Source organism: Mesorhizobium sp. LSJC280B00 (assembly GCF_000502835.1).
Taxonomy (GTDB): domain Bacteria; phylum Pseudomonadota; class Alphaproteobacteria; order Rhizobiales; family Rhizobiaceae; genus Mesorhizobium.
Map to the genome: position 1 here is coordinate 1 of NZ_AYVL01000020.1, position 20567 is coordinate 20567.

The 20567-nt window shown below is 62.3% G+C and carries 23 protein-coding genes; 15 read left to right on the forward strand and 8 right to left on the reverse strand.

The genetic code is table 11. The features are described from left to right. The coding region (locus X773_RS63525) for an SOS response-associated peptidase family protein (RefSeq protein ID WP_023678669.1) at window positions 1-302 on the reverse strand (302 nt) is incomplete at its 3' end. Window positions 303-819: 517 nt separating this feature from the next. On the opposite strand from X773_RS63525, the gene X773_RS77465 reads away from it, so the two are divergent. Beyond that, window positions 820-1482 carry a nucleotidyltransferase domain-containing protein gene (locus X773_RS77465; RefSeq protein ID WP_023678670.1) on the forward strand — a complete coding sequence of 221 codons (663 nt, stop codon included), beginning with the start codon at window positions 820-822 and terminating at the stop codon, window positions 1480-1482. Window positions 1483-1579: 97 nt separating this feature from the next. Further along, window positions 1580-1894, forward strand: coding sequence for a hypothetical protein (locus X773_RS0138565; protein WP_245274764.1), 315 nt, complete (start codon window positions 1580-1582; stop codon window positions 1892-1894). Between the two features lie 58 nt (window positions 1895-1952). Here the strand turns inward: X773_RS0138565 and X773_RS63535 are convergent, their stop codons facing one another. After that, window positions 1953-2264: an FCD domain-containing protein gene (locus tag X773_RS63535; protein WP_023678672.1), complete on the reverse strand. Its 312-nt coding sequence runs from the start codon at window positions 2262-2264 to the stop codon at window positions 1953-1955. Between the two features lie 865 nt (window positions 2265-3129). Further along, window positions 3130-3441 (reverse strand): hypothetical protein, encoded by a 312-nt coding sequence (locus X773_RS63540; protein ID WP_031212213.1) that lies wholly within the window; start codon window positions 3439-3441, stop codon window positions 3130-3132. Between the two features lie 448 nt (window positions 3442-3889). Here X773_RS63540 and panB point away from each other — a divergent pair, with 448 nt between their 5' ends. Both panB and panC read left to right on the forward strand, forming a co-directional pair. Next, window positions 3890-4726: a 3-methyl-2-oxobutanoate hydroxymethyltransferase gene (panB, locus tag X773_RS63545; RefSeq protein ID WP_023678674.1), complete on the forward strand. Its 837-nt coding sequence runs from the start codon at window positions 3890-3892 to the stop codon at window positions 4724-4726. Continuing rightward, the gene (panC, locus tag X773_RS63550; RefSeq protein WP_023678675.1) at window positions 4723-5682 is read left to right on the forward strand and encodes a pantoate--beta-alanine ligase; all 960 of its coding nucleotides are present in this window, start codon (window positions 4723-4725) and stop codon (window positions 5680-5682) included. Before panB ends, panC begins: the two co-directional genes overlap by 4 nt. A gap of 139 nt (window positions 5683-5821) precedes the next feature. Here the strand turns inward: panC and X773_RS63555 are convergent, their stop codons facing one another. Next, entirely contained in the window at window positions 5822-6502 is a 681-nt protein-coding gene (locus X773_RS63555) for a GntR family transcriptional regulator (RefSeq protein WP_023678676.1), read from the reverse strand. Window positions 6503-6744: 242 nt separating this feature from the next. On the opposite strand from X773_RS63555, the gene X773_RS63560 reads away from it, so the two are divergent. The 10 genes from X773_RS63560 (at window position 6745) to X773_RS63600 (ending at window position 16709) form a co-directional block, all read left to right on the forward strand. Further along, window positions 6745-7872 carry a sugar ABC transporter substrate-binding protein gene (locus tag X773_RS63560; protein ID WP_023678677.1) on the forward strand — a complete coding sequence of 376 codons (1128 nt, stop codon included), beginning with the start codon at window positions 6745-6747 and terminating at the stop codon, window positions 7870-7872. 71 nt (window positions 7873-7943) lie between these two features. After that, on the forward strand, window positions 7944-9482 hold the full coding sequence (locus tag X773_RS63565) for a sugar ABC transporter ATP-binding protein (protein WP_084641443.1): 1539 nt from the start codon (window positions 7944-7946) through the stop codon (window positions 9480-9482). Further along, window positions 9479-11551 (forward strand): ABC transporter permease, encoded by a 2073-nt coding sequence (locus tag X773_RS63570; RefSeq protein WP_023678679.1) that lies wholly within the window; start codon window positions 9479-9481, stop codon window positions 11549-11551. The genes X773_RS63565 and X773_RS63570 overlap by 4 nt, the downstream gene beginning before the upstream one ends. 13 nt (window positions 11552-11564) lie before the next feature. After that, window positions 11565-12371 (forward strand): SDR family oxidoreductase, encoded by an 807-nt coding sequence (locus tag X773_RS63575; protein ID WP_023678680.1) that lies wholly within the window; start codon window positions 11565-11567, stop codon window positions 12369-12371. A 10-nt stretch (window positions 12372-12381) separates the two neighbouring features. Next, window positions 12382-13329, forward strand: a complete 948-nt coding sequence (locus X773_RS63580; protein WP_023678681.1) for a 3-hydroxyacyl-CoA dehydrogenase — start codon at window positions 12382-12384, stop codon at window positions 13327-13329. Further along, window positions 13326-14282 carry a 3-keto-5-aminohexanoate cleavage protein gene (locus tag X773_RS63585; RefSeq protein WP_023678682.1) on the forward strand — a complete coding sequence of 319 codons (957 nt, stop codon included), beginning with the start codon at window positions 13326-13328 and terminating at the stop codon, window positions 14280-14282. Before X773_RS63580 ends, X773_RS63585 begins: the two co-directional genes overlap by 4 nt. 35 nt (window positions 14283-14317) lie before the next feature. Further along, entirely contained in the window at window positions 14318-15196 is an 879-nt protein-coding gene (locus X773_RS63590; protein ID WP_023678683.1) for an SMP-30/gluconolactonase/LRE family protein, read from the forward strand. A gap of 109 nt (window positions 15197-15305) precedes the next feature. After that, a complete protein-coding gene (locus tag X773_RS79090) occupies window positions 15306-15434 on the forward strand; it encodes a hypothetical protein (RefSeq protein ID WP_280952121.1) in 129 nt (42 codons plus the stop codon). Between the two features lie 534 nt (window positions 15435-15968). Further along, window positions 15969-16268, forward strand: coding sequence for a type II toxin-antitoxin system Phd/YefM family antitoxin (locus X773_RS63595; protein ID WP_023678685.1), 300 nt, complete (start codon window positions 15969-15971; stop codon window positions 16266-16268). Between the two features lie 9 nt (window positions 16269-16277). Beyond that, window positions 16278-16709 (forward strand): mRNA interferase PemK, encoded by a 432-nt coding sequence (locus X773_RS63600; protein WP_023678686.1) that lies wholly within the window; start codon window positions 16278-16280, stop codon window positions 16707-16709. A gap of 321 nt (window positions 16710-17030) precedes the next feature. Here the strand turns inward: X773_RS63600 and X773_RS63605 are convergent, their stop codons facing one another. The 4 genes from X773_RS63605 to X773_RS63615 form a co-directional block, all read right to left on the reverse strand. After that, window positions 17031-17492 carry a hypothetical protein gene (locus X773_RS63605; RefSeq protein ID WP_023678687.1) on the reverse strand — a complete coding sequence of 154 codons (462 nt, stop codon included), beginning with the start codon at window positions 17490-17492 and terminating at the stop codon, window positions 17031-17033. A 13-nt stretch (window positions 17493-17505) separates the two neighbouring features. Next, window positions 17506-17976 (reverse strand): hypothetical protein, encoded by a 471-nt coding sequence (locus X773_RS73770; protein WP_156937394.1) that lies wholly within the window; start codon window positions 17974-17976, stop codon window positions 17506-17508. Window positions 17977-18208: 232 nt separating this feature from the next. Further along, entirely contained in the window at window positions 18209-19021 is an 813-nt protein-coding gene (locus X773_RS63610) for a nucleoside phosphorylase (protein WP_031212222.1), read from the reverse strand. A gap of 60 nt (window positions 19022-19081) precedes the next feature. Beyond that, window positions 19082-19750, reverse strand: coding sequence for a metalloregulator ArsR/SmtB family transcription factor (locus tag X773_RS63615; protein ID WP_023678690.1), 669 nt, complete (start codon window positions 19748-19750; stop codon window positions 19082-19084). A gap of 73 nt (window positions 19751-19823) precedes the next feature. On the opposite strand from X773_RS63615, the gene X773_RS63620 reads away from it, so the two are divergent. After that, entirely contained in the window at window positions 19824-20564 is a 741-nt protein-coding gene (locus X773_RS63620) for an MBL fold metallo-hydrolase (protein WP_023678691.1), read from the forward strand. Window positions 20565-20567: the final 3 nt, after the last annotated feature.

Sequence of the window (20567 nt, forward strand, 5' to 3'; positions counted from 1 at the left end):
GTGACAGGCACCACGCAGCGGTTCTCGATGCCGAGATATTGCTGCCAATGGCCATATTGCGGATTGCGGATATTGGTGGTGCCGTAGTCGGCCTTGCCCTTGACCCGCTCCAGTGGCGTCGGCATGCCCCACAGCAGATTGGCCAATTCGCGTTCGCCGTCCGGCGCGTTGCGCACCACCGGGCCGGGCTGGTTGGGATAGATGTCGATGGAGGGTTCGAGATTGCCGAGGATGTCGCGCAAGGCGCGGGTCCACTGGCGGATGGCCTCCTGGCTGGTCGTGATGTTGTAGAGATTGCACATGGCTTGGAATGTGCCCCAATCGCTGCCGTGTCGCAATGTCAACAGGGCAATAGGCACGGCCTCCATTCCCCTGAAATGGACTAGCAGAAGTTTAGCAAGGCCTGCTTTGGCAAAGCTCACACTCGCTCCGGGCAACTACCGTATGTGCAAGGTCGGCTGCTGCGAATCGACAAACACACCCTGGACGAGCTGAACCCGCTCCGCTGGTTCAGCGCGCAGATGGGTGCGCTTGCGAGGCGCGGCACAGAATTATCGCGCATTACAGATGCGCGATAATTCAGGCCTGCGGTCAGATGTCAGGGAATTTCGCGCATCTTAGATGCGCGATATTCTTGCGTAGGGATCAAGCCCGGCTTTCGCCGTCGCTCGAGACGATCAACATCGCTCGGATACATTCGTGACAGCGGCGCAGCAACCGCCAAGACTCAGATAACAGGACAGTTGTTTAGAAAACAAAACATCGGATTTGATATCCGGCAATCGATGCTAGGCTGCGAGAGCAGAAGGAACTTGCGCGATGGCACGCTCGACCGCTCAAAGCGCTTTGCGCTATCCACTCACCATTATGCTCGGCACCGAAGCAAGCGTGAGATTGCTCCGGGAATTATCCCGGCACGGCGGCTTGCTTTCTTCGCCATTGCTCGCGGCTCGTAGTGGGCTTGCGAGGGCAAGCGTGTGGTCTGCTCTCGCAACCTTGGAGGGGATTGGCATTGTATCTTCAGAGGGAACCGGCAGGGCTCGTCTTTATCGGTTGAATGATCGCCATCCACTGGCGACATCACTGGAAGCCCTCTTTGAGCAGGAGGCGCTTCGGTATTCCAACATTCGCGCTGTAGTCACTGAGGCGGTCTCCGCAGTTCGGCCGAACGTACTCGCGGCCTGGATTTACGGCAGCGTGGCGAGGGGCGAGGACCGTCCAGACAGCGATCTCGACATCGCAGTGGTTACGCCATCCGAAAAGCTAGAAAGCGCGCTCCAAGAGATCCGTGAGGCACTGGTGACCCACGGTGAAGAGCTTGGCTTCAATCCCTCGGTCGTGGGACTCACTCCGCAGGATGTGGCGAGGCTGTCGAGCACGGGAGACCCTTGGTGGGGCGGGGTCGAAGCTAATGCCCTGCTCGTCTTGGGTCCACGCCCGGACGAACTCGCAACAAAAACTCGCCAGAAGGCGTTGGCATGACCAGAAGAGGTGCGACGAAAGCAGTCGAGACAGGCTTTGGCGCGGGCAATTGCGCATCGCCCGCTCATATTTGAAGGCTGCCCGTTTGGAGGTGGCAATGTCTGAAACGGGTGACATCGGAAATCCGGCTATGTCGCAGATCGTGAATGCGGCAATAGCATACGCCGATGCGCTCACTGGCCGATTTGCAGGAAAGATCAACCGCGCGGATCATGCGGGCGTGGTGAAAACCATGCGCGATGCGCTTGGAAATCGCCTTCCTGCAGCGCAGGCCAGCAGGTTGCGGAGCATCCTCGATGAGAAGGACGAAGCTCAATACGGAATCAGGGCAAAATCACTACCCGAAGCCGAGAGCTTGCTCGACAAGTTGGAAAAGTTCGCGGAGTGGGCGGAAAAAGAACTGGAAGTCTGATCAGCAATGCAGGCGGCATGTCGCTTATGGCGACCTGAATGTTACTTCAGCAGTTTGATCAGCACTGTGAAAGCCGCGTCGATGTCGGCGCGAACCGCGGCCCGGACAGCTTCCGCATTACGGTCTCGCAGCGCTGCAAACAGTGCTGATGGTGCTGGTTGGCGGTCGAATAGTTTCCAGAATCGTGCAGCATGTTGAAATAGGGGCTGATCTGCAGCCACAGGTTCTCGATGATGTTGAGCATGTTTTCCGAGCCCGCGGCCCGGTAGATGGAGAAATGAAAGGCGTAGTTAGCCCTGAGGTAGGATCCGGAGTGGAACAGCGGGTTTTGACGAAGGTTGGGCACCAGCAAAAAACGTAGGTGAAGCATGGCTGCTCATCAGGAAAGCAAGGACCGCACTGAGCGTACGGCACGGGAGGCAAAAACGGCCAGACTACGGGAACAGCGGCTGAAGACTGGGACTGCTATGCAAGAGCGGAATGATGAGGGCGCAAAACGACCGTCAACACAGCGACGCCGCAATCGGTGACGCCTATCTTGTTGGCAGTTAGGGCCTCGTTAGCTCCCGGGCCTGCTCCGGGGACAAGGCCGAATGGGTCAAGCCCGACCTTGTCGGTCGGGTGAAATTTTGCTGCTCAATTTCCTCGATGAGACCTGACTGCCTTCAGCAGTTCGCGCTCATCAGTGTGAGCATTTCGAAAAGTCGCCACTACCGTTTCCGCCAGGATTTTGCCCTGTTGGCTTAAAGGGTCGAGGTCTTCGTCTGCGCAAATCCGATCGAAAACGCGCTGGCAAATAGCCAAATCATGAGGACTAAGGCAGGTGCGATTGGTACGCTGGCGCTGCGGCATGTGCGAACCCTCAGGCCCGCTGCCCGTGCAGAGCAGCGGGCCTTTACAGCCAGACTGGAGAACGGAGGAGAGTTCAGTCTCGCGCAAAAAAACGTTTGATGTAGAGTGCTTGTTCCCGGCTAACGAAGTTGGTAATTTTCATACAGTGCGCCACCTGGGGCCGATTGCCTTCCCGCAAGCAGTTAGCCGTTCAACTGTTTCAATGATAGCCTTGGCAAGCGCCTCACCCTCATGCATGGGCTCTTGGCCATAAGAGCAGGAAGACAGCCTCCTCGATCGGCAGCACGCCGGCCGGCAGGTCTCCTCGATGCCACGCGCACCAGAGCAAGGACGGCCAGGCCTTGCGGACTTGTCTTCGGCATCGATGGTTTGATCTGCGTTCGCTAATCCGCCTCATCTGTGAGCGACATCTTTTTGCGGCGGACAGGCGTCCAGTCGGTGATCGTATCGGCATCCACGGTGATTAGCCCGCCAGCTTTCACGGTCACCCTTCGATTTTCCTCGTCGACCCGCGTGACCTCGCCAGTGAGCTGGAGCTCGTCACCTGGTTTGGACTTTTTAGGAGCAGGGATCGAATGCGGAAAACCATAGGAGGGGATGCTGACGCTAGCTCTTCCGTCGTCCAGGAGCTTCAGCACCGTCACGGTGATCGCCACCTCATCGCCGATATTGATGTCCGCAATTTCCCAAGCCATGCCCATGATTCTGGAGCGGCTTTGACGGTAGTCAAGGGGTTGGTAATATGCGGAAAATGCCAACGCCGCCAGCGTGCACCTTGTTTTGGAACCGATTCGAACCAGCGATATTGATTCAAATCGTAGTGTCTGGAGTGCGGGCGCATGCTTCCGTCACAACGCATTTCGGGTAGGCTTGCAACCAAGGTCGCTTCTGGCGTGAACCGCCGTGCGGCAGTTAAACTGTTCGAGTTGAAAACGGCCGGAGCCCGATTGCTCAGCCGCTCAGCAACACGGTTGTCGCGCAGGATCACCGAAGCAGAGGAACGCTGGCCCTCTGTGTTTGCTTTGCGGAGAGCCTGCTTCGCGACGCACAAACTTTTCTGATGCAGTGCGGTTTTGGCCTTCGCACCTGCACAGAACTATGCAAAACCGTCACCGCTGGAACTTGACCCAAGGGAATGTGCCGATGAGTGTGGCTGTCGAAACAAAGGCGCTGACGCCGCCGGACATTGCGGCCCGAAAGCACAAGAAGCCGATTGTCTGCTTAACAGCGTATACAACGCCCGTTGCGCGCCTCGCCGATAGGCACTGCGACGTGGTCCTGGTCGGCGACAGCGTCGGCATGGTGCTTCATGGCCTGACGTCAACCCTCGGGGTTACGCTGGAGATGATGATCATGCACGGCAAGGCCGTCCGCCGCGGTCTTGAACGGGCGCTGATGGTCGTCGACATGCCCTTCGGCTCGTATGAGGAGGGCTGCGAACAGGCCTTTCGCAACGCCGCCCGGCTGATGGCGGAGACCGGATGCGCCGCGGTCAAGCTGGAGGGCGGCGAGAGCATGGCTGACACGATCCGCTTTCTCATTGCCCGCGGCATCCCCGTCATGAGCCATGTCGGGCTGACACCGCAAGCGATCAATGTGCTTGGCGGCTACAAGGTCCAGGGCAGGGGCAGAGACGGCGACAGGATTTTGCGGGACGCTGTTGCTGTTGCCGAATCCGGCTCATTCTCTGTTGTGCTGGAAAAGGTGGCCGAGCCGCTCGCACGAAGAATAACCGAGGAGGTTACGATTCCAACCATCGGGATCGGCGCCTCCGCCGCCTGCGACGGCCAGGTTCTGGTCGTCGACGATATTCTGGGCATGTTCACCGGTTTTCGTCCGAAATTCGTCAAGCGCTATGCCGAACTGGGCTCAGAGGCCGAAGCCGCCATTGCGGCTTACGCGGCTGATGTGCGGGAAGGGCGCTTTCCGGTGGCCGAACATCTCTTCGCCGACGCACCGCAAGCCGGAGAAGCCGCGTGAGCACGCCGATCGTCCGCACCATTGCCGAGCTTCGTACCGCTGTGGCGGGATGGCGCCGTTCCGGTGTCAATATCGCCGTGGTGCCTACGATGGGAGCCTTGCATGAAGGGCATTTGAGTCTCGTGCGTTCTGCGCTTCAAAAGGCCGATCGCGTGATCGTGACGCTGTTCGTCAATCCCAAGCAGTTCAACAGTGCGGCGGATCTTGCCGCCTATCCCCGCACGGAAGACGAAGACGCTGCAAAGCTCACGCGGCTGGGCGCCCACCTGCTTTATGTTCCGGATGCGACTGAGATGTATCCTGACGGCTTCGCCACGACCGTGTCCGTGTCCGGCATCAGTGAAAGCCTGTGCGGTGCGTTCCGGCCCGGCCATTTCGATGGGGTGGCGACCGTCGTTGCAAAACTCTTCCTGCAGACCGGCGCTGATTTCGCCTTTTTCGGAGAGAAGGACTTCCAGCAGCTTCAACTTATCGGGCGCATGGTCCGGGACCTGGATATTCCGATCACCGTCGTCCCCTGTCCGACAGTCCGGGAAGCCGATGGTCTCGCTTTGTCATCGCGCAATGTCCGGCTCTCGCCGGCAGAGCGCGCCGTCGCCCCAAGGCTAGCATCGGTCCTACTCGATACGGCGTCGGGGCTCTCGAACGGCTCTCCCGTCCTGCCAACGCTTGCCGAAGCGCGCGCAGCGATCCTGTCCGCGGGCTATCGCGAGGTCGAGTACCTGGAACTCCGTGGCGAGGCAGATCTGCAACCGATAGCGAGCCTGGATCGGCCGGCACGCCTGTTTGCAGCGGCCTGGCTCGGCGAGACGCGGCTCATTGATAACGTCAGAACACTGCCGTCTCCCGTTCTTGTTGACAAGCCGCTCGGGCATGCCTTCACCCGTGCCGATGGTCACACCGCAACGCCAGCGATTAAGGATGAGCTTGTAGGCTCTGGCAAGCGCTACCCCTGACCAACTCGGCCCTGTGAGCGCTGGATCGTCCCTCTGGATGAATCACCGCAGCAGGGCGCTGGAAATGTCCGCTGATGCTCGGCGGTTCGGTTGGTGGTGAGCATCGCCGTCCTGCCATGTCGGGCTTGGCGACCTGCGACTATTTCAGCAGTTTTATCAGGACAGTGAAAGCCGCGTCGATGTCAGCGCGAACCGCAGCCCGGACCGCCTCCGCGTTGCGGTCTCGCAGCGCTGCAAACATCTCCTGATGGTGCTGGTTGGCGGTCGAATAGTTTCCGGAATCGTGCAGCATGTTGAAATAGGGACTGATCTGCAGCCACAGGTTCTCGATGATGTTGAGCATGTTTTCCGAGCCAGCGGCTCGATAGATGGAGAAATGGAAGGCGTAGTTGGCCCTGAGGTAGGATTTGACGTCGCCGGCGGCATTGGCCTGTTCGAGTGCGTCCAGATGCTGGCGCAGCAGCGCCACGCTGGCATCGTCCATTCGCTCGGCCGCCCATGCGGCGGCGATCGCCTCGATCTCAAACCTGACGTTCCTGAGATCGATGAGTCGCGCGCGGCTTAATGCCGGGATACCGATTGAACGGCCCGAAACCACCATCAAGGCGTTGGCGGCGCTCAGACGCCGCAGCGCCTCGCGAACCGGCATCGGGCTGACGCCGAAAGCGTCGGCAAGGCTCTGCACCGTCACCATTTCACCTGGAACGATACTGCCATCGAGGATCAACTCGGTAACGTGCCGGTAGACCCTGTCCTGCAGGGTTTCCCTGGAAAGCGGCGTGATCTCGACGCCCGGCTTCCTGAATGCCGCCCCAGCCATCTCTGCCTACCTTTCCCCATACGGCGACATACGGCGACGCTCTTGTCCTACCCGGCGCCTGTGCCCGGAATGCAAGGTTCGGATTGCCGCGTCAAGCGCCGGCGTATCCGGCTTTTTACCTATTAGTATTTCATCATTGATCTTTGATCAAATCATGATACGGTCAGCTGCATCGAATGACAAGGCGGTACGTTTCGTGCCCCTGGGAGGCATTCGGTCGTCTGAACTGGGAGGAGTTTCGAATGGGTATCGGATCGAAAGCCCGGCGGCTTGCGCTGCTTGCCGGCATGGCTGTTTGCGCCTTTGGGATGTCGGCGGCCGAAGCGGCCGGAAAGCACAAGATATTTCTCAGCATGAGCTTCATCGGCAATGATTGGCAGGCCGAGGCCGCCAACATGGTCAAGGCGATGGCGTCGCACAAGAGCATGGCCGACAAGGTCGACCTCCAGGTTCAGGTGGCCGGGCCGAACGCACAGCGCCAGATCCAGCAGATCAACGCGATGGTGCAGGCAGGTGCCGAAGCCATCGTAATCTTCCCGATCTCGCCGACCGCGCTCAACCAGGTGGTGAAGAACGCCTGCGACAAGGGGGTAAAGGTGTTTGCCTACGATGCCGAGATCACGGAGCCTTGCGCCTACAACGTCCATATCGACCAGGAAGAGGCTGGCCGGGTGACGGCGGAGTGGCTGGTCAAGAAACTTAATGGCAAGGGCAACATCATTGCGGTGACCGGCGTTCCCGGCACCTCGGTCGATGATCTGCGCACCAAGGCCGCGAAGGAGGTGTTTGCCAAGCATCCCGACATCAAGATCGTTGGGGAGGCTGTCGGCATGTGGAGCCAGGCGGTGGCCCGTACCGAACTTTCCAAGATATTGGCGACGCGCAGCTGGGACGACATAAATGGGCTGTGGATGCAGGTAGGCTGCTTCACTGCCAATTCCATGCAGCTCGAGGCCGGCAAGAAGGTCAGCGAACTCCTGCCTTGCGCCGGCGAGGGCTCCAATGGCGGGCGCATCCAGATGCTGCCGGAGGGCACGGAGGTCGAGGGCGCAACCTCTCCCTATGCGCCGCTCGGCGCGCCGCGCATGTCCTACGCGTCGCCGCCTTATTCCGGTGCGCTGGCCCTCAAGCTTGCGGTCGAGGCGCTTGACGGCAAGGAGGTTGCCAAGAAGACGATCCTGCCACTGCCGGTCGTCACCAACGACACGATAAAGCTTTGTGACGAAGGCACCTGGGCGGAGATGAAGGCTGGCTGTAACGCCTTCAAACCCTCGCTTGTCTCCAACCCCGGCTGGTTCGCCTCGATCTTCTCCGACCAGACACCTGAAATCGGTCTCGCGGCCGCCCTTGTCGGCCAGCCCGAGGAGTAAGGCTCTCCGAAATGGGGCATGGGGTGCTTTCGAGGCACTCCACGCACCCCATGTAGGCCGGGACTGGGATCATGATGTCAGCGCAATCGACAGCTGTCGGCATACAGGGCGTCCGCAAGGCGTTCGGCGCGACCGTCGCCCTCGATGGCGTCTCTTTCGAGATCGTTTCAGGCAGCGTGCACGCGCTGCTCGGCGAAAACGGTGCGGGCAAGTCGACGCTCGTCAAACTGCTGTCGGGACTGGTGCGGCCCGACGAAGGGCAAATCACCGTTCTTGGTGAACCGGCGCCGCTCGGTTCGCCGCGCGCCGCGCACGCCAAGGGCGTGCAGACAGCCTTCCAGGAAATGACGCTGGTGCGCGATCTCAGCGTTCTCGACAATATGCTGCTGCCCTACGCGCCTGTCGGCCCGATCGGCCTGATCAAGCGGTCGGCCGCGCGCAAGGCGGTGCGCCAGCACATTTCCGATCTCGGGTTTTCGGTCGATCTTGATGCCGAGGTGGCGACGCTCGATCTCGCCGTCCGGCAGAAGATTGAAATCGCGCGCGCGCTCTATCGCAAGCCGCGCATCCTCTTGCTCGACGAACCGACCTCGACGCTGTCGGGCGGCGATGTCGAATGGCTGGGCGGCATCATCGCGCGGCTGAAGGCGGCCGGTACGACGGTCGTGTTCATCACCCATCGCATGCGCGAGGTGCGGGCCTTCTGCGATACGCTGACCATTCTCAGGAACGGCCGCCATATCGTGACCGCACCGGCTGCCGATGTCCCGGATGGAGAAGTAATCGAAAAGATCATCGGCCGCAGCATCGCCCAGACCTTCCCGCCGAAACCCGAAAGCGAGGCCGTCTTGGGTCCGCCGGTGCTCGGCGTGCGCGATCTCAAAGCCGGAAGGAAGCTCGACGGCGTCGGTTTCGACCTGCGCAAGGGCGAGATCCTGGGCATTGCGGGGCTTCAGGGCATGGGGCAGCTCGACCTGTTCCTCGCCTGTTTCGGCATGGCCGAGATCGAGCGCGGCCATGTCCTGGTCGACGGCCGCAAGGTCTGGCTCGGCTCGCCCGCCGATGCGCTCAAGCCCAACATGGCGATCGGGCTGGTGCCCGAGGACCGCAAGACCGAAGGCCTGTTCCTGAAGCTCTCGGGCCGGCAGAACGTATCGCTGCCGGTGGTCGCGCGTTTTACCCGATTTGGCCTGATCAGCAGGGACGAAGAGGCGCGGGCCGTCCAATCCGCCTTCTCGGCGGTCGAGGTCGACCGCCGCGCCATGTGGACGAGGGCAGGGGCGTTTTCGGGCGGTAACCAGCAGAAGATTGCCATCGCCAAATGGCTGGTCGCCGAAAGCCGCATCCTGCTGCTCTTCGACCCGACCCGCGGCATCGACGTCGGCACCAAGCACGAGCTCTATGTGATGATGCGCGACTATGTGGCGGCCGGCGGCTCGATCCTTCTGCATTCAACCGAAATTCCCGAGCTGGTCCATCAATGCGACCGAGTGCTCGTCCTCTATGACGGTCGCCTGGTGGCGGAGCTTGCCGGTAACCACATCACGGAAGGCGCGATCATGCGACCGGCGTTGGGGCACGGCGACTTGGTCCGGGAGGCGGCGGAATGAGCGTGACGAGTTCGCCCGCCGCGGCACCGGCCGCAACAGTGTCGCGGCTTCTCGCGCGGCACAGCGGCGCGATCATCGCGGCGATCGTCTTTGCGGTGCTCCTGCTTATCGTCGATCTGGTCAGTGCCGGGCGGCTCACCTATTTCGACATTTCGTTTCTCTCCAGCGGCGGCGCCACCTCGGCACTGGCGGCGATCGGCCAGACCGTGGTCATCCTGTCCGGCGGTTTCGACCTGTCCGCCGGCGCGGTGATCTCGCTGGTCAATGTCGTCCTGGCAAAAGGCATGGATCCGATGGCGACCGGCACCAGTGTCGCGCTGTGGACCTTGGCCGGAATTGGTGTCGGCATGCTGGTCGGCGCCTTCAACGGCTTCTTCATCGCCGTCCTGCGCATGCAGCCAATCGTCGTCACGCTGTCGACCATGTTCATCCTGCAGGGGGTAACGCTGCTGGTTATGGACAAGCCGGGCGGCTTCGTCTCTCCCGATCTTGGCGCCTTCTATCTCGGTGATGCCATCGCCGGCTGGATACCGATGCCGCTGGTGGTTATTGGTGTCGTCCTGCTCGGCTGGTTCTGGCTCAAAGGCACACGCTTCGGGACGGCTCTCTATGCGATCGGCAGCGATCCGGATGCGGCCGCATCGGTCGGCGTGCGCGTCGTTCTCGTGCGCTTCCTGGTCTACGTCGTAGCCGGCGGCTGCTACGGGCTTGCCGGCGTCTTCATCAGTGCCCAGACCGGCAGCGGCGATCCGCTCGTCGGCAACCCGTTGTTGCTGTCGATGTTCGCGGCGGTCGTTGTCGGCGGTACAAGGCTGGGCGGCGGTCAAGGCGGGCCGGTTGGCACTGTCTTTGGCGCCTACATACTGATGATGGTCGTCAACATCCTGCTCGTGCTCAACGTCTCGGCCTATTATTCGACGATCGCCGAGGGCATGATCCTGATCCTTGCCGTGCTTGCCGGCTCGCTGTCGCATGGCTCTGTGCTCGCCCGCCAACTGCGTGCGCTCCACGCTCGGCTGGCCGCATGGCGCGCCGGAATGCTGCCCTCGCAGATCGATCGCACCGACCGGCGGCTGAGGATCGCGCGTGGCAGCACCGACGATCAGCAGGCGCCGCATCCGGCCTTCCATATCCGCAATGCCGAGACGCTGCGTTATGCGCTGCCGGCCTATGTCTGCCTGGCCGTCGTCGTGATCGTCACCCAGATCTGGCTCGGACGCGCCATCGTCAACGTCACCTACTGGAACTCGCTGTTCGTGCTGTCGAGCTTCCTCGCCATCCTGGCGCTTGGGCAAGGTAGCGTAATCCTCACCGGTGGGCTCGACCTGTCGGTGCCGTGGACGATCGGCCTCTCGGGCATCCTGCTTGCCGGCATGGTCAACGGCTCGGATGCTGCACTTGCCTATGCGCTGCCGGCGGTGCTGCTCATCGCTTGCCTGATCGGTCTTGCCAACGGCATCGGCATCGTCTTCCTCGGCATTTCGCCGATCGTGATGACGCTGGCCACCAACGGCATTCTGCAAGGCGTCGCGCTGCTCTACTCGCAGGGTACGCCGGCCGGCTTCTCCTCGCCGATGCTGCGCTGGTTCATGACCGGGAAGGTATTCGTTGTGACGCCGGTGGTGCTGTTCATGATCGCCTTCGTCGTCTTTGCCGTGCTGCTGCTCGGCCGCACCGCTTTCGGCCGCCGGGTTTATGGCATCGGCAACAGCCTGCGCGCCGCCCAGCTCTCCGGCATCGCGGTCGGGCGCACGCTCATCCTCGTCTATGTGCTGTCGGCGGTCTGCGCGGGGCTCGTCGGCATCATGCTGACCGGCTTTTCCGGCCAGGCCAGCCTCGGCATGGGCGACGATTATCTGCTGCCCTCGATCGCCGTTGTCGTGGTCGGCGGTGCGCTGATCACCGGCGGGCGCGGGCACTATCTCGGCATGCTGGGCGGCGTGCTGCTTTTGACCGCGTTGCAGATGCTGCTCGCCGGCACGACGCTGCCTTATGCAACGCGGGCGATCCTGTTCGGGCTGGTGGTGCTCGGTGCCGTCATGGCGCTGCGCGAAAGGCGGATTCAGTGAAAGGAATTGAACAATGAGCTCAAGCGCCCCGGCATCGGCGGACAAATTCCTGACCGGGCTCAAAGGCCAGCGCGTGCTGGTGACGGCGGGCGCCGGCGGCATCGGCTTTGCCATTGCCGAGACGCTGTCGCGGCTCGGAGCGCGTGTCGTGATCTGCGACATTTCCGACGAAGCATTGGCTGCCGCTCCGAATAAGATAGCGCTTGCCGCCGCGGTCAAGGCCGACGTCTCTCGCGACGACGATGTCGACCGGCTGTTCGAGACGGTCAAGGAGAAGCTCGGCGGGCTCGACGCCCTGATCAACAATGCCGGCATTGCCGGGCCGACCGGTGGCGTCGATGAGATCGATCCGGCAGACTGGCGGCGTTGCATAGACATTTGCCTGACCGGCCAGTTCCTGTGCGCGCGGCGTGCCGTGCCGCTGATCAAGGCGGCGGGCGGCGGCTCGATCGTCTCAATGTCTTCCGCCGCCGGCCGCCATGGCTACGCGTTCCGCACGCCGTATTCGGCTGCCAAGTTCGGCGTTGTCGGCCTGACCCAGAGTCTTGCCAAGGAACTCGGACCGCATGGGATCAGGGTCAACGCCATCTTGCCCGGCATCATCGAAGGGCCGCGCATCGACAAGGTCATTGCCGACCGGGCAAAGCAATTAGGCGTTTCAAACGAGGAGATGACACGACGCTATCTGCAGAACATCTCGCTACGCCGCATGACCAGCCCATACGATGTCGCGGCGATGGTGGCTTTTCTGCTTTCCGAGGCGGGCGTCAACATTTCCGGCCAGTCGCTCGGCGTCGACGGCAACGTCGAAACACTGTGAGGGACTGACAATGGCCAATGTCGCAATCATTGGAAGCGGTTTCATCGGGCGGGCATGGGCGATCAGCTTCGCTCGTGCAGGCCATGATGTGCGCATGTGGGACCAGGCGCCGGCCGCGGCCAGCGGTGCGCGCGACTATATCGCTGGCGTGCTCGGCGACCTTGCCGCCAACGATTTGCTGCGGGGACAGGCGGTCGATGCCGTGCTCGGCCGCATCACCATTGTGGCGGAGCTCGGCGAGGCCCTGGCCGATGCCGTCCACGTCCAGGAGAACACGCCGGAAAACCTCGAGGTGAAGCGGGAAGTGTTCTCCCGGATCGACGCACTTGCCGGTCCGCAGGCGGTGATCGCCAGTTCCACCTCGGCGCTGTTGCCGTCGAAATTCACCGATCATCTTGAGGGGCGCCATCGCTGCCTCGTCGTGCACCCGATCAATCCGCCCTATCTCATCCCGGCGGCGGAAGTCGTGCCGGCGCCATGGACCTCCGCCGAAACGGTGGAAAGGACCCGCGCTTTTCTTGTCGAGGCGGGCCATGCGCCACTGGTGATGAAGCGCGAGCTCGACGGCTTCATCATGAACCGCCTGCAAGGCGCACTGCTGGAGGAGGCATTCCGGCTTGTCTCCGACGGCTATGCCAGCGTCGAGGACGTCGACACTGGCTTGCGCGACGGGCTGGCGCTGCGCTGGTCGTTCATGGGTCCGTTCGAGACGATCGACCTCAATGCACCAGGTGGTGTGCGCGACTATGTCGATCGCTATCAGACGATCTATTCCAACATCTTCCCGCAGATGCTGCGCCGTGTCGACTGGGCCGGCGAGGTCATGGAGACCATCGAGGCCGAGCGTCGCAAGCGCCTGCCGCGAGAAGAACTCGGCGAACGGCAGGTCTGGCGCGACCGCCGGCTGATGGCACTGGCGGCGCACAAGAAAAAATCGGATCAGGAGTTTGGACGATGACGCAAACAACCCGCAAGCCCGGCGCCCCACAGCCCAAGGTCATCATCACCTGCGCGGTGACGGGGGCAATCCATACGCCGACGATGTCGCCTTATCTACCGATCACGCCAGACCAGATCGCGTCGGAGGCGATCGCGGCGGCCGAGGCTGGTGCGGCGATCCTGCATCTGCATGCCCGCGACCCTGAGACCGGCAAGCCCGACCAGACGCCGGAGGCGTTCGCGCGTTTCCTGCCGCGCGTCAAGCAAGGCACCAATGCCGCCATCAACATCACGACCGGCGGCAGTCCCTACATGAAGGTCGAGGAGCGTGTGCGCCCCGCCGCCCAGTTCAAGCCGGAAGTCGCCTCGCTCAACATGGGATCGATCAATTTCGGGCTCTATCACCTCGCCGACAAATACGAGAGGTTCAAGTTCGATTGGGAAAAGCCGCATCTGGAAGCGACGCGCGATCTGGTCTTCCGCAACTCATTCAAGGACATCGAATACATACTGGCGACCTGCTACGACAATGGCACGCGCTTCGAGTTCGAGTGCTACGACATCGCCCATCTGTATAACCTCTCCCACTTCGCCGATCGCGGACTGGTGAAACCGCCATTCTTCGTGCAGTCCGTGTTCGGCCTGCTCGGCGGCATCGGCACGCACCCGGAAGACGTCGCCCATATGAAGCGTACCGCCGATCGCCTGTTCGGCGATCAGTTTCGCTGGTCGGTTCTGGGTGCGGGCGCCAGCCAGTTGCGCATAGCCGCGCAATCGGCAGCGCTTGGCGGCAATATTCGCGTTGGGCTCGAAGACAGTCTGTGGGCCGGCAAGGGCAAGCTTGCCAAGTCAAATGCCGAGCAGGTGGTGCTTGCCCGCAAGATCATCGAAGGCCTCGGCATGGAAGTGGCGACGCCTGAAGAGGCCCGCGAAATCCTGTCATTGAAGGGCGGCGACCAGGTCGCGTTCTGACGGGTTTCTGCAAGGTTCGAACAGAGGAGGACGGCATGAAGATCGAAGTCGTGGTGGACGTGAAGACCACGCTGGGCGAGGGACCGCTGTGGGACGTTGAGCAGGAGCGCCTCTATTGGATCGACAGTTTCGACGGGCGTGTGTTTCGGGCGACCGCCGACGGCCGCGAGATCCGTTGCTGGGACGTGCCGATGAAGATCGGTTCGATGGCATTGCGCAAGGACGGCGGTGGCGCGGTGGTATCGCTGCAGCGCGGTTTCCATCTGCTTGATTTCGCCACCGGCGAGGTGACGCCGATTCACGATCCGGAGCCGGACAGGCCGATGAACCGGCTCAATGACGGCAAGGTCGATCGGCGCGGCCGCTTCTTCGCCGGCTCAATGGACACGATGGAAGAGGGACCCTCCGGCGGGCTCTACCGGCTCGATCCGGATTTCTCCGTTACCAGAATAGATTCCGGCATCATCTGCTCGAACGGTCCGTGCTGGAGCCCGGACGACCGCACCTTCTATTTCGCCGACACCTGGACCGGCGAGATCTGGGCCTACGACTATAATATCGAAACGGGTGCCGCCAACAACCGGCGCACCTTCACCCGCGTCGATACCAGCCGGGGAGGGGCGGCTGACGGCTCGACCGTCGATGCGGAAGGATTCCTGTGGAACGCGCTGGTCTATGACGGCAGGTTGGTGCGTTACGCGCCCGACGGCAGCGTTGATCGCATCATCGACATGCCCGTCAAGAAGATCACCAGCGTCATGTTCGGCGGGCCGAAGCTCGACACCCTGTACGTCACTTCGATGGCCAAGCCGCCGCTGCCGCGCTTTCCAAGCGACGGTGTCTTGCGCGGCAGCCTTTTTGCCATCACCGGCCTGGGTGCAACGGGAGTTCCGGAGCCAAGATTCGCCGCATAAATCGGTGGTTAATGGCGATCATCCTCCCGGCCTCTTGGTACCACCCAGCCTCCCGCCGCAGGGCAACCGGCGCTGGAAGCTCGTGCCGTGCGGTTCTGGCGTGGGGGTCGTGCCAGGAACTAAAAGCACCAATGGCGGCAGCACGGCAGGCGCCGCGAGCCATCACCAGTCCCGTGTTGAGGGCATGTGGGTTTCCGCCATCAACCGCTTCGTCATCGACCACAAGCTGCAGTCATAGTCCTTCGTCTGGACCGACGATCCCGAAAAATCATCACGGCCGCCGCACGCGGGCACCAGGTGCTGCAGTCGATCCATAGCATTGGCTATAGCAGTGTGGCGGTCCGCGAATGTCCACCCTCCGGCAAGCGGCCAATAGGCAAGTTCGACCCCAAACAGACGTCGTCGTCAGTCTTTCGCTAGTCGAGAGCTGCCGCGGGACGTATTGTGCTAGTGCCGCAGGATGCTCTTCGGTCATTGGCTTCATAACGGTCTGGGCTTTCCTCAATCAGCCTTGCCGCCACAGACAGCCTTATTCCTGTTCGTCATAGCAACGTCCGGCATCATTTCCAGTTGCGGCTGCCTACAGCAAGTGGAGGTGTTCTGGGCGTTGCGTCTTGGACAATATCGGCGGCGCACTCGCAGAACGAACCCAGGCGAACAGACGAGGGCCTTTGGAAGCTGCCCTGTCACTGCCTCGTTTCCATTTGGCGGGCGCCGACATTTGCGGAAAGCCCGGAAAGCCCGTATATTCTGGAATAAAGGAGTCTCGCCGATGAGCACCACCGTCACCGCCGCCGCCGTCTCGAAAAATTTTGGCGCCTATCAGGATGCTGCGGTCCGGGACCCGGTAATCATCACCAAGAACGGTCGCCCGCGCACGGTGCTGCTGGCCTATGAGGATTTCGTCCGGCTGTCGAAGCGCGACCGGCGGGTCGATCTGACAGCGGAACTCGGCTCGGACGAGATCGCCGCGGTCGAAGCCTCTGAAATGGAGCCGGATCTCGACCATCTCAACGACGAGCTCTCTGGGTCAAAACCCTCGGGTCGAAACCCCTCGGGGCAAAAGGCCTGACGGCAAAAAATGCTACCGGCTGAAATCAAGGTCGGCCACGTCTTCCGTTACTCCTACCTCTGGCATTGGCAACACCGCGAAGGCCGCGAGGAAGGCGACAAGGACCGGCCCTGCCTGGTGCTCGCGCTGGTCGCCATGCAGGAGGACGGCTCGCCGGTCGTCCGGGTCCTGCCGATCACCCATACGCCGCCGTCCGATCCCGATGATGCCATCGAGATTCCGGCTGCGGTCAAGCTGCGTTTGCGGCTTGACGGTGAGCGGTCGTGGATCGTTTTGACGGAAAGCAATCGGTTCGCCTGGCCTGGCCCCGACATCCGGCCGCTGGAGACGGAGAGCGGCTATTACGGGCCGCTGCCGCCGGCTTTGTTTACCGCGGTCAAGCGCCGGTTTGTCGCCATCGCGACAAGCCTGGCGCACACCAGCACGTCGCGCACGGCGTGACGCCGGCAGGCGCTGCGGCATGCCGGGCGGCATCAGGGCAGGGGCAGTCTCCATCAAGGCGTCTTCCAGGCGGGTTTCTGCGGCCGTCGCGGCCGTGCTTTGCGCCGAGTCCAGGGCCTTTGCGGCGCCAAAGCCATCACGCTATCGATAAGACGTCATTATCGATAGTGAGAATGACGCCAGGGAAAATCCCCTGCAAGTCAACCTAACAGCCCGGATAGCTTGACTAACTCGAATCAGGAAGGCGCCGCTTTCGCGGCGGTTCCGCCACGCAGGCGCAACCCCTGCAGCAGTTCGCGCCAGAGGCGTGGGATGGCCAGATCAGGCGGCCGGCCGAACAGCCGAGAGATAAGCGAACGAAGAAAGAGGGTCATACATGATCTCCAGATAATGAATGATGCCGCGCGTCGGCTGCCAAAGCAGTTCGGGATGTTCGGTGATCCACTGCTCGTGGCCGGGCAGGGCAAGGCGGTCGCAGGGCAAATACAGGGCGGCTGGGTTCCAGGCCGGGTTGAAGGCTGCTCGCACCCGCCCCGAACCGCTCGGCCAATGCTCTCCGGTCAGCGGAGTGCCCGTCTCCACATCGCAAGGCCTCGCATTCGGCAGTGCGGCCGGATAGCCATCCAACAGAAACCGAAAGCCCCACTCCCTGCCGTCACGCGCCCTGACCGCGAAGTCCGCGGTCGGCCACGCCACGCGCAACAGGCGCCACTGCCCCTTGATATTGCCAAGCAGGAAATCGGGCGTTCCAGATGTGCCTGGAACACCCTTTCTTCTGCGCACATTGACGCCTCCATCAGCCTTGCACCAGCTTCTTGCGCACCAGATCGAACACCACGGCGCAGCTGTCGGTGGCGTAGCTGCCCAAATGGGCATTGGACGGCGGCTGAAGCTGGCTGCCATGGATATGGAGGACGTGTTCCTCGGCCTCTTCCTTGCCGAGGCCGACCTTCTCGACAGCCCAGCGGGTAACCTTGGCGATGGTCGCCGAAGGCGCAAACTTGTGCTTGAAAGCGTCGGTCTTGTAGTGGACCGTGATCTCGACCTTCTTGCAACGGTGGGCATGAAAGATCGGATGGTCGTGGCCATGAAGCGGATGATAGTGCTCCAGCGGCTCGTCGTGATCCTCCATGAAAATGAGGAATTCCTCGACGTCGACGCCGCGCTGTTTCAGCAGGTGGAGAAGATCCGCTAGGACAGCGGTCTCGTCCAGTTCAACGCGATCGAGTGGCCCGGCACCGATCGCGACAAAGATTGCAGTTTTCATTCTCAAATTTCCTCTGCTCAGGTTCGGCAACATGCCGGACTTGAGCATTGGATCGGGTGACGGACGCGAATGCGGAAAGGCCGCGTGCACTATTTTTCGACCGATTTGTTGCGGTGGATGCGGCGTCCATTCTCGGCGTCGCAAAGTCCATCGATGACGGAGAGATGGCTAGGCCGGGCCGTTCGGCGCCGCGCAAATCGTCGAGGGCGCCGCATAGGCGCCCCGCATCTGCTCATTTCTCGGCGGCGGTCGCAGCGCTCGACCAGGCGCGCGCCGTCGCCGCGATGACGGCAAGCGTTGCCGTGGTTCCGTCCGCCTCGCCTTTTTCAAAGTCGCCTTCACTCCGCGCCATGGCATTGGTTACATGCGCGAAGCAGACGACCGACCGGTTCATTGCGGTTGCAAACGCGTACAGGGCGGCAGCCTCCATCTCCACAGCAAGTGCGCCCAGCTCCCGTGCGGACGCAATCGCGATCTCGGTTTCGCGATAGGGCGCATCCGTCGTCCAGGTCGCACCGCGGTGGACACTGACGCCGGAGAGATCCGACAAAGCCCTCTCGACATCGCCGAGAAGCCCTGCGTCGGGGGCTTCGGCGAAGGTCGCTGGCGGAAGATAGTGGTAGCTCGTGCCCTCGTCGCGCATGGCGCGATCGATCAGCACGAAGTAGGGCGTCGCTCCGTTGTCGGTGATCTGGCCGGCGGACGTAACGCTGACGAGCAGGCGGCAGCCCGACGCAAAAAGCTGCTCGGCCACGAGCACTGCAAAGGGAGCGCCCACCGCGCAGCCGATGATGCCGATCTCGCCGATGCCGTCGAGATCGAAGGCAAGAAGCTCGGTGTGGTAGCAGGCCCACCCCTCGTGTGCACGGCCCTTGCCTGCACGCTTGAGGAGCCGCACCACGTCGCCGTCGGGATCGAGAACACACACAGGAGGAACTGCGACGAGCGGCAGTTCTTTCTGCCGGCGTGCCTCGCGCAGCAGAGCGTCCGGCCGGAACACGGAGGGAGACGCGTGGTCCTTGCCGTTCACGATCGGCCACGCCAAGCCCTCTCTTCCCGTTTCGCCTGCCTTCTGATCCATGGAATTAGCCGCGTGTGTCTCGTTTCAGCCAACCGCTTCGACCGGCAGCCCGGCAGCCTTCCATTCGGGATAGCCGTCCTCAAGCCGACGGACGAGATAACCCCGCTCTCGCAAGGCGGCAACCGCTTCGAACGAGAGAACGCAATACGGACCGCGACAATAGGCGATCACTTCCCGGTCTGCCGGAAGCTCGCCTAAGCGGCGCTCCAGCTCGGCCAGTGGAATGTTGAGGGCGCCCGGAAGATGTCCGACCGCAAACTCATCCTCCGGCCGCACGTCGAGAACCGTGACCGCCCCATCATGCAGCCTCGAGACCAGATCTTTCCGCGACACGGGCTCCAGTGCATCACGAGCGCGGAAGTAGTCGGCCATCACGCGGTCGACCTCGGCCACGTTTCGCTCGCCGACACGGCCGAGCGCCTTGATCAGTGTCACCACCTCGGCATCACCGGCGAGGTTGTAGAGCACATGCTTGCCGCGGCGCGCCGTCTCGACGAGGCGCGCGCGCCGCAGGATCTGCAGGTGGCGCGACGTGTTGGCGAAGCTCAGGCGGGTTCGCGCGGAGAGTTCCTCGACGCTGCGCACCCCTTGCGCCAGGTGCTCCAGAAGCTCGAGCCGGTGGGCATGGCCGAGCGCCTGCGCCACCTCGGCGAGGCTTTCGTAGATCGCTTGTTTCGGTCCGATGCTTGACACGGCAGCTCCTCAGTGGAACAGTCAGCGGAATGATTGAATGTTTCTAACCCTTCGCAGCAGGGAGTGCAACCCCATGATCCTTCGCCAATTCCTCCACACAGATCCGGTCGGCATCTCCTATCTTTTCGGCTGTGGCGGCAAGTCGGCCGCAGCCGTCGTCGATCCAGTCGGCGACATCAAGCCTTACCTGCGCGCAGCTGAAGACGCCGGCATGCGCATTCATTTCGTCATCGACACGCATGTTCACGCCGACCATCTCTCCGCCGGCCGCGCGCTCGCCGAGGCTACCGGTGCGGAGTACGTGCTGTCGACCGAGGCGGACGTCTCGTTCCCGTTCAGAGGAGTACGCGACGGCGACGTCCTCCCGCTCGGCAACGTGAGCGCGACGGTCATGCATACGCCCGGGCACACGCCTGAGCACATCTGCCTGCTCGTGAGCGACCGCACGCGGGCCGCCGAGCCCTGGTTTGTGTTGACCGGCCACACTCTGATGGTCGGCGATCTCGGCCGCACCGAGCTAGCGGTCAGCTCCGAAGAAGGTGCCAAAGACCTCTTCCGGAGCGCCGGCCGCCTCAAGGCTCTTCCCGACCATGTCGAAGTCCTTTCCGGGGCCTATGCCGGCTCGGTCTGCGGCCGGCGTTTGAGCGGCAAGCCCTGGTCCACCATCGGCTTCGAGAAGCGCCATAACGAGGCCTTCGGAATCGAGGACGAGGCCGAGTTCATCTGCTTCATGCTCGCCGAGATTCCGCCGGCCCCGCCGCAGGCCGCGCAGATCAGGACCGCCAATTCCAGCCACACGGCTGCCGCGGCCTGACCG